The sequence below is a fragment of the Actinosynnema sp. CA-299493 genome, assembly GCF_050946825.1.
In the GTDB taxonomy this organism is placed as follows: domain Bacteria; phylum Actinomycetota; class Actinomycetes; order Mycobacteriales; family Pseudonocardiaceae; genus Actinosynnema.
The window spans coordinates 6,145,441-6,158,419 of record NZ_CP191993.1 but is presented as its reverse complement, the minus strand read 5'-3'; the positions used below and the strand labels follow the sequence as shown (position 1 = coordinate 6,158,419).

At 72.2% G+C, this 12,979-nt stretch carries 10 protein-coding genes; 4 read left to right on the top strand and 6 right to left on the bottom strand.

From position 1 onward, the window contains the following. Nucleotides 1-69: 69 nt before the first annotated feature. Complete coding sequence (locus tag ACQPYE_RS25715; RefSeq protein WP_498714956.1) at nt 70-1,968, top strand: RiPP maturation radical SAM C-methyltransferase; 1,899 nt, start codon at nt 70-72, stop codon at nt 1,966-1,968. Then, nucleotides 1,965-2,636, top strand: a complete 672-nt coding sequence (locus tag ACQPYE_RS25710) for a DUF5825 family protein (protein ID WP_498714954.1) — start codon at nt 1,965-1,967, stop codon at nt 2,634-2,636. The genes ACQPYE_RS25715 and ACQPYE_RS25710 overlap by 4 nt, the downstream gene beginning before the upstream one ends. A gap of 79 nt (nt 2,637-2,715) precedes the next feature. Here the strand turns inward: ACQPYE_RS25710 and ACQPYE_RS25705 are convergent, their stop codons facing one another. Both ACQPYE_RS25705 and ACQPYE_RS25700 read right to left on the bottom strand, forming a co-directional pair. Next, entirely contained in the window at nt 2,716-3,378 is a 663-nt protein-coding gene (locus ACQPYE_RS25705) for a response regulator (RefSeq protein WP_498722986.1), read from the bottom strand. Continuing rightward, nucleotides 3,378-4,706: a sensor histidine kinase gene (locus ACQPYE_RS25700; protein WP_498714952.1), complete on the bottom strand. Its 1,329-nt coding sequence runs from the start codon at nt 4,704-4,706 to the stop codon at nt 3,378-3,380. Before ACQPYE_RS25700 ends, ACQPYE_RS25705 begins: the two co-directional genes overlap by 1 nt. Before the next feature lie 221 nt (nt 4,707-4,927). On the opposite strand from ACQPYE_RS25700, the gene ACQPYE_RS25695 reads away from it, so the two are divergent. Both ACQPYE_RS25695 and ACQPYE_RS25690 read left to right on the top strand, forming a co-directional pair. Continuing rightward, entirely contained in the window at nt 4,928-5,707 is a 780-nt protein-coding gene (locus ACQPYE_RS25695) for an ABC transporter ATP-binding protein (RefSeq protein ID WP_498714951.1), read from the top strand. Between the two features lie 12 nt (nt 5,708-5,719). Beyond that, nucleotides 5,720-7,651 carry an FtsX-like permease family protein gene (locus ACQPYE_RS25690; RefSeq protein ID WP_498714950.1) on the top strand — a complete coding sequence of 644 codons (1,932 nt, stop codon included), beginning with the start codon at nt 5,720-5,722 and terminating at the stop codon, nt 7,649-7,651. A gap of 28 nt (nt 7,652-7,679) precedes the next feature. Here the strand turns inward: ACQPYE_RS25690 and ACQPYE_RS25685 are convergent, their stop codons facing one another. The 4 genes from ACQPYE_RS25685 to ACQPYE_RS25670 all read right to left on the bottom strand — a co-directional run bounded on the left by ACQPYE_RS25685 (nt 7,680) and on the right by ACQPYE_RS25670 (nt 12,953). Continuing rightward, nucleotides 7,680-8,075 (bottom strand): STAS domain-containing protein, encoded by a 396-nt coding sequence (locus tag ACQPYE_RS25685; protein ID WP_498714949.1) that lies wholly within the window; start codon nt 8,073-8,075, stop codon nt 7,680-7,682. Beyond that, nucleotides 8,072-9,190 carry a cobalamin B12-binding domain-containing protein gene (locus tag ACQPYE_RS25680; RefSeq protein ID WP_498714948.1) on the bottom strand — a complete coding sequence of 373 codons (1,119 nt, stop codon included), beginning with the start codon at nt 9,188-9,190 and terminating at the stop codon, nt 8,072-8,074. Before ACQPYE_RS25680 ends, ACQPYE_RS25685 begins: the two co-directional genes overlap by 4 nt. 80 nt (nt 9,191-9,270) lie before the next feature. Beyond that, entirely contained in the window at nt 9,271-10,872 is a 1,602-nt protein-coding gene (locus ACQPYE_RS25675) for a PP2C family protein-serine/threonine phosphatase (protein WP_498714947.1), read from the bottom strand. A gap of 356 nt (nt 10,873-11,228) precedes the next feature. Further along, nucleotides 11,229-12,953 carry an ArnT family glycosyltransferase gene (locus ACQPYE_RS25670; RefSeq protein WP_498714946.1) on the bottom strand — a complete coding sequence of 575 codons (1,725 nt, stop codon included), beginning with the start codon at nt 12,951-12,953 and terminating at the stop codon, nt 11,229-11,231. Nucleotides 12,954-12,979: the final 26 nt, after the last annotated feature.

Below are 12,979 nucleotides of genomic sequence, written 5' to 3'. Positions count from 1 at the left end.
CCGCCTCCCACCCCCCGCACCCCCAGGATCCGGACACCACAGACGCGAGCACGACGAAAGCGAGCCGCAGTGCGAATCGTTCTGGTCAACATGCCGTGGGCGCTGATAGACGTGCCCTCGCTGGCGCTGGGCATCCTCAGCACGGCGGTGCGCCGCGAGGTCCCCGGTACCTCGGTCGAGGTCGTGCACGCCAACCTGGACTACGTGGACTGGATCGCCGAGCACCGGTCGTTCACCGTCCGCGACTACTACTTCTACTCGCTCGACACCTACTTCCAGGGCGTCGGCGACTGGGTGTTCACCTCGGCGCTCTACGACGACCCGCACTGGCGGGTGGACGAGCTGACCGAGCTGGTGCCGATGCCGGACGAGCAGCGCGCGATGTCCTTGGAGCTGCACGAGACCGCGCCGGAGTTCGTCGCGGAGACCGCTCGGCGCATCGCCGAGCGCAACCCGGACCTGGTCGGGTTCACCTCCACCTTCCAGCAGAACGTGCCCGCCCTGGCGGTGGCCAAGGAGCTCAAGCGCATCCTGCCGGACGTCCGCGTCGCCCTGGGCGGGGCGAACTGCGACGGCGTGCAGGGCGAGGCGATCCACCGCAACTTCCCGTTCGTCGACTACGTGCTGCGCGGTGAGGGCGAGGTCGCCTTCCCCGCCCTGGTCGCGGCGATGCGCGACGACGTCCCGCCGACCGCCGTGCCCGGCCTGTGCTGGCGGGGCGACGACGGCGCGGAGGTGGTCAACCCCATGGTGACCACGCCACTGGCGCCCGCGCAGATCGTGGCGCCGGACTACGACGGCTACTTCGAGCGCCTCGACGAGTCGGTGGTGCGCGACTGGGTCGACCCGAAGCTGGTCGTGGAAGGCGCGCGCGGCTGCTGGTGGGGCGAGAAGCACCACTGCACCTTCTGCGGGCTCAACGGATCGTTCATGCAGTTCCGCAGCAAGAGCCCGGACGTCTTCTGGGACGAGATCGTCGACCTGGTGCGCAAGCACCAGGTGCTGGACATGTTCGTCGTGGACAACATCCTGGACATGAACTACGTGCGCACCCTGCTGCCCACGATCATCGAGTCCGGGTACGACCTGCGCATGCAGTACGAGATCAAGTCGAACATGAACCGCGGCCAGCTGGCCACGCTCGCCGCGGCCGGGCTGGTCAACGTGCAGCCCGGCGTCGAGAACCTCGACAGCCGGGTCCTCAAGATCATGGACAAGGGCGTGACGGGCTGCCACAACGTGCGGATGCTGCGCGACGCGGCGTCGGAGGGCCTGTCCATCGCGTGGAACTACCTCTACGGCTTCCCGGGTGAGACCGAGGACGCCTACCTGTCGGTGATCGAGCAGATGCCGGCCCTGCACCACCTGCCGCCGGTGGAGGGCGTCGCGCGGATCGTCATCGAGCGGTTCAGCCCGTACTTCAACCGCCCGGAACTCGGGTTCGCCAACCTGGGCCCCGGCACGCAGTACGCGATGAACTACGACCTCCCGCGGACCGAGCTGATGGACCTGGCCTACCTGTTCACCTCCGACGCGCTCGGCGTGGGCGAGGACATCGGGGACCGGCTGCGCGACGCCGCCGAGCGGTGGCAGCAGGAGTTCCCCACCAGCAGGCTCAGCCACACCGACCTCGGCGACCGGATCCTGCTCGTCAGCCGCCGCGCGGACTACGACTGGACCAGCCGGTGGCTGGACGACCCGTGGGAGGTCGCGCTGTTCCGACTGCTCGACCAACCGCACGCGCCGGGCGCGCTGTCGCGCAAGCTCGCCGCGGCGGGACTGGACGGCGACCCGGGTCGGATCGCCGACGCCCTGGCGCAGTGGCTGCGGCTCGGGGTGCTGTTCACCGAGTGCGACACCTACGTGCACGTGGCGCCGATCGCCCGCAACCAGGAACTGATGAGACTGCCCCGGCCCGAAACCGAACCGGAGCGCACCCGGTCCGACATCGAGGAGGTGCCCGCGTGACCGCCGCCGTCCAGGCATTCGACCACCGACCCGCCCCGGTCCCGCTGCTGCTCTGGCGCGACCACGACGACGCCGTCCTGCACCTGCCGGAGCTGGCGATGGGGGAGCAGCCCGCGTCGGGCGACCCGCAGGCCACGGCCGCGGACCTGTACGCCAGGGGCGTCCGCAAGGTCTCCGTCGGCAGCCCGGTGGACCTCGCCGGCGGGATGGACGCCAAGACCCTGGTGTGGCTCATGGTCTTCCTGCGCGAGCTGACCAGTTGGAGCGTCGCCTACGACTGGACCATGATCTCCGGCAAGCACCAGGACGTGTGGGCGCGCCTGAACCACCTCCGCCCGCCGCGCGCCATGCCGGACCACCCCGACGCCGACGTGGTCCTGGAGCAGTGGCGGAGCACGTACTACCTGTGCAAGTGCATCCACCGGCACGGTCCGGGCTTCCTGGAGGTCAGGGACCGCCGGGCGGGCGACCTGTCGCGCTTCGTCATCGACGACCCCGACTACCTCGCCGCGGTGGACACCCTGATGCCGGGCGCGCGGTCGGACTCGATCCCCCCGGACGTCCTCGCCCACCTCGCCGACGAAGGGCTCGTCGGCACCGTGGACGCCTTCGCCTGGTGGCTGCCCTACCGGGTCCGCCGCTGGCCCTGGCCGTCGATGATCGTCTGACCCCGGCGCCGCTCCGTGGACGGCGGGGTCCGGGGCACCACTCCGGACGAGTTCGGCGACTCCTGCGATCGCCGTCGGGTCACGGCCGGTTCGGCTGTGCCCCATCGCGCAGGTACACGAGCGTCGCGAGCACCCGCCGGTTGCGGTCATCGCCGGGCGTGAACCCCAGCTTGGTGAAGATGTTGCCGATGTGCTTGGTCACCGCGGCTTCGGAGACGACGAGTTCCTCCGCGATGGCGGCGTTGGAGTAGCCCTCGGCCACCAGTCCGAGGACCTCGCGTTCGCGGTTCGACAGCGTCGCCAGCGGAGTGCTGCCGCGCTTCAGCAGCTTGCGCACCACCTGCGGATCGATGACCGTCTCGCCCGCCGCCACCCTGCGCAGGGTGGAGATGAACTCCCGCACGTCCCCGACCCTGTCCTTCAGCAGGTAGCCGACGCCGATCCCGCCGCCGGAGTCCAGCAGGTCGGAGGCGTAGCCGGTCTCCACGAACTGGCTCAGCACCACCACTCGCAGCTCCGGCCGCTCCTGCCGCAACCGCACCGTCGCCCGCAGCCCTTCGTCGGAGAACCCCGGTGGCATCCGGATGTCGGTGACCACGAGGTCGGGGTCGTGCTCGGTGACGGCGGTGATCAGCGCTTCCGCATCCCCCACGGCCGCCACCACGTGGAACCCGAACCGGTCCAGCAGGGCCGAGAGCCCTTCCCTCAGCAGTGCGCCGTCCTCGGCGAGGACGGTGCGGATCACCGGTTGTCCGGGCTGCACGGGAACTCCGCTCGAACCGTGGTGGGCCCACCGGTGGGGCTGGACAAGGACAAGGCGCCGCCGAGGGCCGCGGCACGGTCGGCGAGACCGGTCAGCCCGGTGCCGCGCCCGGCGTCCGCACCTCCTCGCCCGTTGTCGGTGACCTCCACCGTGAGCACGTCGCGCCGGAGCCGCGCCGTGACCTCGATCCCGGTGGCCCCGCTGTGCTTGATCGAGTTGCTCAACGCCTCTGCCACGACGAAGTACGCCGCGCCTTCCACCGCACCGGGTGGCCGCTCCGGGATGGCGCAGGCCACCGCCACCGGTATCGTCGACCGGTCCGCGAGCTCCTGCAACGCGGCCGGCAAGCCCAGGTCCGACAACGCCTGCGGGTGGATGCCGTGGACGAACTCCCGCAGCTCCGCCAACAGCTGCCTGGCCTGTTCGTGGGCGTTGGCCACCGATTCGGCGCCGGGGGAGTCCGGCGGCACCTCCAGTCGCGCGAGCCCCAACCGCAGGATGAGGCTGACCACCCGCTGCTGCGCCCCGTCGTGCAGGTCCCGCTCGATCCGCCGCCGTTCCACCTCGAACGCGGTGACCAGGCGCTCCCGTGACCGCGAGACCTCCACCAACTCGGTCCTCAGCCGTTCGTCCGACACCCCGGACAGCAGCGCCCTGGCCGTCGCGGCGTGCAGCCCGGCCAGGGCGGCGAACAGGTACAACGTCACCGGGAACAGGGCCACTCCCAGCAGCGAGTACGGCAGCGCCTCCGCCACCGTGCCCGCCTGCCCGAGACCGAGCGCGAGGGTGCTGCCGGGCGTGACCAGCAGCGGGCTGACGATCAGCGAGAGGACCATCGTCATGGTCAGGACGAGCGCCGCGCTCGGCAGCGCCGCCAGCGTCACCACGACCAGGTAGACGACCTTCCGCCAGGTCGCGGACTCGGTGTACCGGTCGCGCAACCAGCCGAACCGGTCGCCGTTGCCGGAGGCGCGCGGCCACGGCACCGGGTCGGTGTGGACCAGCCGCAACCGCACCCGCTCCGCCCGGGCCACCGGGAGGGCTACCAGCGGACCCCCGGCCACGACCAGCAGCAACCCGGCCAGCCCCACCAGCACCGCCTCGCCCAGCGCGATCGGCTCCGTCCCGAGGAACCGCAGGACCAGGTACACCCAGGGCAGGCACAACGCGGCGACCGGCACGCCGACCAGCACCGACACCACCGGCGTGCTCATCACGAACGACAGGCCCCGCCACGGCCAGCCGGTCAGGAGGAACCGGCGAAGTGCCATCGACTCCCAGATCGTGCGTGCGCTGCGTACCGACACGACGCACAACGTAGTCAGCACCGGCGTGGAGGCAGCCGGTGGTCTCGGTACAGGAGGTGGAGAAACCTCTACCTCCTGTACGGAGGTTGAGGACAGTGACACCCGTGCGAGGCGTGCGGTTGGCTGGTTCCACCGGCGGCCAGGCAAGCGGGCGACAGGTCGGGAGGGGGCTCGCGACAGTCGTGCCACTGGTTGCCCGTCACGAACAACGGGGGTTTGCCATGCCTTGGAACCAGCACCTCGACGCCGGCCACCGGCCGGGGGCGCCGCCCGCCGGCCACCCGGCCGTGGAACTGCACCGGGTCACGCGGTTCTACGGGTCGGAGAACACCGGCGTGGCCGCGCTCGACAACGTCAGCCTGAGCTGCCCGACCGGTACCTGGACCGCCATCATGGGCCCGTCGGGCTCCGGCAAGTCGACCTTGTTGCACTGTGCCGCAGGGCTGGACCAGGTCACCCGCGGACGTGTCCTCCTCGCGGGACGCGACATCACCGCGGCGCCGGACAGCGTCCTGACCGAGCTGCGGCGGCGCACGATCGGGTTCGTGTTCCAGAGCTTCAACCTGATCGGCTCGCTGACGGCCGAGCAGAACGTCGCGTTCCCCTCGAAGCTCGCCGGGGTGCGGGTGTCCAAGAGCGAGGTCCGACAGGTGCTGGCCGGCGTGGGGCTCGCCGATCGCGCGGGTCACCGGCCCCGCGAGCTCTCCGGCGGCCAGCAACAGCGGGTCGCCATCGCTCGGGCGATGATCTCCCGACCCGCCGTGCTGTTCGCGGACGAACCCACCGGCGCGCTGGACTCCGGTTCCGCGAGAACGGTCCTCCAACTGCTGCGCACCATGGTGCGGAGCGCGGGCCAGACCATCGTCATGGTGACGCACGACCCCGCGGTCGCGGCCGGCGCCGACACGGTCGTCTTCCTGGCCGACGGCCGGATCGTGGACCGCATCGGCACGCCGACCATCCGCGACGTCGCCGAGCGGCTCGCGCGGTGGGAGAGCTGAGCCGTGTTCCGGATGTCGTTCAGCACGTTCCGCGAGCGGTGGGAACTGTTCACCGGAGCCATTCTCAGCGTGGCCGTCGGTGTCGCCCTGGTCCAGGCCTCGATGCTGGTCCTGGTGGCCACGGGAGAGCCGCGGATCCCACCCGGGTTGTCCCGCCAGGCAGAGGACCAGGTCCGCGAGGGCTTCGTCGGCGCCGCGACCGTCATGGGCATGACCGCGTTCCTGGCGGTGTTCCTCGCGGTCTTCATCGTGAGCTCCACGTTCGGCTTCACCGTCGCCCAGCGCCGCCGCGACCTCGCCCTGCTGCGCCTCACCGGCGGGAGCCGCGGCCAGTTGCGGGCGCTGCTGCTGTCGGAGTCCCTGCTGCTCGGCCTGGTGGGATCCGCGCTGGGCGTGCCGTTCGGGTGGGTCGCGAAGTACGCGCAGACGTGGCTGCTCGTCGGGATAGGCCTGCTGCCGGAGGGTTTCACCGTCCCGTGGCGGATGTGGGCCGTGATCGCCGCCGGGGTCATCGGTGTCGGCGTGGCGCTGACCGGTGTGTTCACCGCCTCGCTGCGGGCGGCGAGGATCCAGCCCTTGGAAGCCCTCCAGGAGACCGGCAAGGCCGCCAGGGTGATGACCGCTTCCCGGTGGCTGTCCGGTTTGTCCTTCGCGGGCTGCACGGTCGCGATGGTGGTGTGGGCCCAAGGCGCCAACCTCATCGGCGCGATGATGGCGGCACTCGGGATCTCCATGTTCGGCGCGGTCGCCATGAGCTTGCTGAGTCCCCTGGTCGTGCCGTTCACGGCGTGGCTGTTCGGGGTTCTCGTGCCCGGCAGCACGCTGATCGGCCTGGCGCAGGCCAACCTGCGGGACGGGGTGCGGCGCAGCGCGGCCACCGCCTCGCCGCTGATCGTGCTGGTCTCCCTGCTGCTCGGGCTGGCGGGCACCTTCGCCTCGCTCGCCGCCGCCGGCGGTGAGGAGGCCGAGCGATCCGTGAACGGCCACCTCGTCGTGACCTCCACCGGTGAAGAGGCGGAACGGTTGCCGGGTGTCGAGGGCGTGGCCGTCGCCTCCCGGCAGAACGCCGTGGACATCACGATCACCGTGGAGGAGGCGCAGGACGAGCGGGTGACCACGAGGAACTTCTACACCGGGATCATCGCGGTGGACGCGGCCGACTACGCGCGCACGCACACCCTGTCCCCGTCGGCGGGCAGCCTGGACGCGCTGACCGGCGCCACCGCGTTCACCGGCCCGGCGCGGCACGCCGACTGGATCGACCCCGGCCGGGTGCTCGTGGCCGACATCGACGGGCAGCCGCTGCGGCTCACCGTGGTCGGCGGCCTGCCGGAGACCCTGGAGCCGGGGGACAGCTTCCTGGTCCCGCGCCAGACCCTGCCGCGGCAGGTGTGGGCCGGGGCGCCGACCGAGACCGTCGTCCAGGTCGCGCCGGGGCAGGACCCGGACGCCGTCGCCGAGCGGATCGGGCAGGCGGGCTTCGGCCAGGTGCGGACGGTGTCCGAGTGGGCGGTCGACCGCGCGGAGGGCGCGCAGGCGGGCAACGTCAAGATCCTGACCGTGCTGATGGGCCTGGCCGGGCTGTACGCGCTGATGGCCGTGGTGAACTCGGTGGTCATCGCCGGAACCGAACGCCGCCGCGAGTTCGCCGTCTCCAGGGTGACCGGGCTGACCCGGCCCCAGGTGGTCCGCACGGCGGTGGTCGAAGCGACCGCCGCGGCGGTCATCGGCCTGCTGCTCGGGTGCGTGGTGGCCGGGATGGGCCTGGCCGGCATCGCCGGCGCCGTCGACGAGGCGATCGGCGTGCCAGTGGTGGCCGTCCCCTGGGCGCTCCTCGTGGTCGTCGCGATCGGTTCGGTGGGCATCGTGGCGGTCACCAGCGCCGTTACCGCGACGATCGCGACGAAAGCACCGCCTGTGTCCCTGGTCACGACCAAGGAATGAGCCGGCAGTCGTGAAGTGCCGGCCGTCCTCACGCGGGGAGGGCGGGGTGGTCGAACAGGGGGTGCACGCCTGTTCGCCGCAGCAGGCGGTCCAGGTGGGTGGGGCGGTGGGCGAGCACCAGGCGCAGGCCGTGGGCGGTGGCGGTGCCGCGCAGTGACAGCAGCACCGACAGCGCGTAGGAGTCGAAGTAGGTCAGTCCGGTCATGTCCAGGACCAGGCAGCGTGCGGACGTCGGGGCTGCCGGTTCGGTCGCGGGGTGGACGGCGTCGCCGTCGACCGGTCCGTCGCTCAGGGCGTGGGCGACGGTGTCGGCGAACTGGTCGGCGTTGTCGAAGCCGAGTTCGCCGGCCACGGTGACGGTCAGGTGCCCGTGGTGCGCGAACGTGACGGTCAGGCGCGGCGGGGATGACGGCGGTCGGGTCATGACGCGGAGTGCTCGGGGTCGAGGGCGGCGAGGCGGCTCCGGGCGGCGGTGAGCACGGCGGTGGCGCGGGGGAAGTCGCGCAGTTCGTCGGCCAGCAGTCGCAGTGCCGCGGGCAGCAGGTGGTGGGGGACGCCGCGGGTGGTCAGGACGTGCGCGGTCCAGGTGGTGAAGTCGGTGAACAGCGCTTCGTCGTCGGTGTAGAGGGCGGCGGCGAGGAACTCGGTGATGTGGGTCAGGTCGTCGGCGGTGTGCTCGCGTCGCAGGTCGTCGTAGCCGCGCATCGCCTCGAACTGCTGCTCCAGGCCGGTGTAGACGTTCTTGACCAGCTGGACGGTGCTGCGGGCGACCATGGTGTATTCCTGGTCGCCGAGGTGGGGCAGGTGGTCGATGGTCCCCGTCCCCGTCCGCGGGTAGGTGGGCGGGTTGGTCGCGAGCAGGTCGGCGGCGGCACGGGCGTGAGGCGCCCACGCGTCCGCGCCCAGGCGGCGGGCGTGGCGGCCGTCGGCCCCGAACGCGGCGCCGCCGGCCAGGACCGGGACTCCCGCGGCCTGGCAGGCGGTGATGGCCGCGTGCGTGCGCGGCAGCCGGGTGGCCAGCGACGCCGACAGCGCCACGACGTCCGGGCCGGTGCGGTGCAGGTGGGCCACCAGGTGCGGGGTGGGTACCTGGGCGCCGAGGTAGTCCACGGCGAACCCGCGCAGGCGGAGCACCTCGGCCAGCAGCCGGGCGGGCAGGGCGTGCCACTCGCCGTCCACGCACGCCACGGTGACCCGCGCCCGGTGCGGGCGGAGGCGGGGCAGGCTCGCGGACAGCACGCCGACCACCCGGTCGTTGATGGCGGTGACGGCGTGCTCCTGGGCCACGGTGAACCGGTTGGCCGCCCACTCCACGCCGACGCGGGCCTGCACGGCGCCGATGACGTCGAGCAGCGCGGTCTCGGCGGGCATGCCGTCGGCGAGCGCGTCGAGCACCACGTCGGTGGCGGCGTACTCGTCACCCGTGACCAGCGCCTGCCACAGCCGCTCGACCGCCTCCTCCGGACGGGAGCCCGCGTGGTGGAGGTCCGCCGGCGCGGTGCGGGAGGGAGCGGTGTGGGACGGGGACTGCCTGTTCAAGGGTTCTCCCGATGCGGTGGTGTCCTCGGGTGCGGTCGTCGTGGCCTGCGGGTGGGGGATCGGCGCGCCGGCAGGACGAGTCATGTCGTGCGCCGACCCCGGGGTGCGGTGATCGCGAGCAGCGCGGTGTCGTCGTGGTCGCGGGTGCCGACCCAGCGGGACACGAGCATGTGCACGTGTTCCACGATCGCTTCGGCCGGCATGCCCGCGCACGTGGCCAACGCCCTGCTCAGGCGCTCCTCGCCGAACATCTCCCGGCCCATCGGCCCGCCGTGGGCCTCGGTGACGCCGTCCGTGTAGAGCAGGCACGTCTCACCTGGCTCCAGCAGCACCTCGGCGGTGGTCGCGGAGACCTCGGGCAGCACGCCGATCAGGGTGCCGGCGGTGTCGATCTCCTCCACGCCGCCGTCGCGGCGGAGGACCAGCGGCGGCAGGTGCCCGGCGCTGGTCAACCGCAACCGGACCCCCTCGGGAACCCGGGTCACCGAGGCCAGCACGAGGGTGACGAAACGGGTGTGGTGGGAGTTGAGCAGGGCGTCGTTGAGCATGGACAGCACCCGCTGGTGGTCGTCGGCCAGCGACAGCAGCGCCTGGAGGGTGGTGCGGACCTTCCCGGTGAGCACCGCGGCCTGCATGCCCTTGCCGCACACGTCGCCCAGCACCACCAGCGACCCGTCGGCCTGCTCGGCGGCCTGGGCGCGGTCGACGCGCGTGCCCTCCGCGACCAGCGGGTGCACGTCGTAGAAGTCCCCGCCCACCCGCTCGGTGTCGCTCGCGGGTCGGTAGCGACCGGCGAACTCCACCCCGCCGATGCGCCGCAGCGTCGGCGGCAGCAGCTCGCGCAGCAGCAGTTCGGTCAGGTCCGCCTGGTGGGCGTACAGCCGCGCCGCCGACATCGCCGCACCCGCCCGTGCCGCGAACAGCCGCGCGAAGCCTTCTTCCTCCTCGGTGAACCCCTCCTGCCCTTGCAGGCGCAGCAGCACCAGCGCACCGGCGGGCACGCCGTGCCCGGGCAGCGGCGTCAGCACCACCGAGCCGACCGGTCCGAAACCGTCGGGGACCAGCCAGCCCGGCATCGCCTCCGGGTCGATCCACCGCGAGGGCACCGGCGGGAACCCCTGCAACGCCTCCGCCAACCCCACGACCTGCTCGGGGTCGGCATCCGACACCGCGAACGTGCTCTCCCCGCCGCGCTCGCACGCGGTGACCGGCAGTCCACGACCCGTGCCGCCCGGCGCCACCACCAGCGCCGCGTCGGCCAGGTGCGCCGCGGCCAGCTCAGCGGTGACCTGCATGCACCGCTGCGGGTTGAGCGAGGTCAACAGGGCGGACGAGACCTGGCCCAACAAGGCCGTGCGCTCCTGCTCCACGCGCAGCGCCTCACGGGCCAGGCGGACGTCGGTGTCCTCCACCAACCACCAGGCGACCGCGCCGTCCTCGAAGACCGGGTGCGCCTCGAAGCTGCGCTCGCCGACCATCCCCGACACCCGGACCGGCCTTCCACCGGACGAGGTCTCCTCGTGCGCCCGTCGCAACCAGCCGGCGACCGCGCCGTCCATCGACTCGCCGACCCTGGCCAGGGGGAACAGGGCGCCGGCCGGTGGGTTGACGGACTTGATCGCACCGTCGGCATCGGCCACCAGCACCGGGTAGGGCGCGGCCTGCCACGGCACGTCGGCCACGCGGTGAGCGGGAAGGGTCACATCGTCTACGTCGGTCACATCGGAAGGCATCTTGGTGACGCCCGTCACCTCATAACGTCATCGGGCGGCTCAAGCCCATCTTCACGACTGTCCGCGGTCGGTGTGGTCCCGGGCAAGCCAGTTACGACTGGACCTCAGATTACCCGCACTGCCGCATTCGTGCGATCAGGTGACGAAGGCCGGCGGCGGGCGAGGACGGGTCACCGGTTCGATCCCAGGACCGCCCACGGTGTGTTTCCCCTGGTGAACGGCCTACATGCGATCACTGTCCGTGGGTCGACCTGTCCGTGGGTCATTCACGAACATCATCCGTGGTCGGTCACGACGTCACGGTGCTACGGCCGGCGGTAGATCGTGATGGAGTGGCCGACCTCGTCGATCGGGGTGCCGCCGTCGATCAGCGCGGTCAGGTGGTCGTCGGCCTTGGCGATGGAGGAGTTCGACACGACGAGCAGTCCGCGCACCTGGTCCGGGGGCACGGTGCGCGGGTCGGCGGCGTCGATGCCGTGGCGGGAGGGCAGGCCGCTGCCCTTGTAGACGAGCCAGACCCGCTCGCCCGGGTAGCGCTGCCTCAGGCGCTCCGCCAGCCGGCCCAGGTCCTGGCCCCAGTCGACGTTCGAGTCGTGCAGGTGCAGACGGGTCTTCGCTGGCCCTCCGAACGCCTCGTTGGCGTACGGCAGGTAGTACGGGTACGTCCGCAGCGAGCTGGTCGCGGCGAAGACGACCAGGACCACCGCGGCGCCGTGCGCCCACCGCCGGCGCACGGCGACCACGCCGGTCGCCGCGACCGCCAGGAACATCGGCACGAAGATCGCGTACCGGACGCCGAGGTCGCGGTCGCCGGTCATGGCCGCGGCCAGCAGCACGGCCGTGGGAACGAGGACGTAGGGCGCCGCCGGGCGGAGCCGGGGGACCGCCACCACCGCGACCGCACCGGCCGACCAGAGCACCAGCGCACCCAGCGGCGTCTTCACCAGCAGCGCGGCCGGCAGGTAGTACCAGAGCGAACCGGAGTAGTGCCTGCCGAACAGGAAGCCGCCCCACACCCGGTTCTCGAAGCCCAGTTGGACGAGCATCCCGTCCCGGTACGGCTCGGGGAACGGCAACCAGGCGACGAGCGGGCGCAGGCCCTGGACGGCGGCCAGGTCCCGCGGCGTCTCCCAGCCCAGCCGCGGGTCCACGGCCAGGTAGGAGGCCCACACCACGGCGACCGCGAGCAGGGCCACGGCTGCCGCCGCCGCGCCGATCCCGGGGAAGCGGGCCGACCGGGTGGTTCCGTCCGGGCCGGGGTCGCGCGTGCGGCGGGCGTGCCGGACGGACAGCACGACCAGGAGCAGCAGCACCGGAACCGCGGCCAGGGCGTTCATCTTCGTGGCGAGGGCCGCTCCCAGGGCAAGTCCCGCGAGGGGGAGGTAGCGGGTGGGGCGGCGACGGGCCCGCCACAGCAGCCAGACCGACGTCAGCAGGAAACCGGCCACCGGCACGTCGAGCGTGGCCAGCGACCCGTGCGCGATGACGTCGGGTGAGAACGCGTACAGGGCGAGCGCCGCCAACCCGCCGACGGGGCCGACCAGATCGCGGGCGAACGCGAAGACGACCAGGCCGAACAGCAGCGTGAGCACGATCATCGGCAGCCGAGCCGGCACCATCAGCCGTCCCGGGTCGTCGCCCGACCCGTACAGCACGTGCCGGCCGAGCTGGGTCTGATCACCGGCGAAGGCGGGATCGAGGCGCACGTCGGCGAAGGCCAGGCCGGTCGCGATGATCAGCTTCCCCAGCGGGGGGTGCTCCGGGTTGTAGCGCAGGCTGTGCTGCTCCAGGTAGACCGCCGCCGTGCCGACGTAGACCGGCTCGTCGATGGTCGGGGTCTGCTCCACGGCCGCCGTGATCATCGCGACCGCCATCTCGGTGAGGAGCGCGATCACGGCGAGCGCGACCAACCACCGCCGGCGCCGTCGCAGCCAGTCGAATCGGCGTGACGGACGGACGCCTGCTTCCGGCGGCAGGTCTTCGGGGGGCGTCGCGCCCGTGCTCGGCAGCCGGCTCGTGGAGGGCGACAACCCGGAGGTCCTTCCGCGTGGGGAAC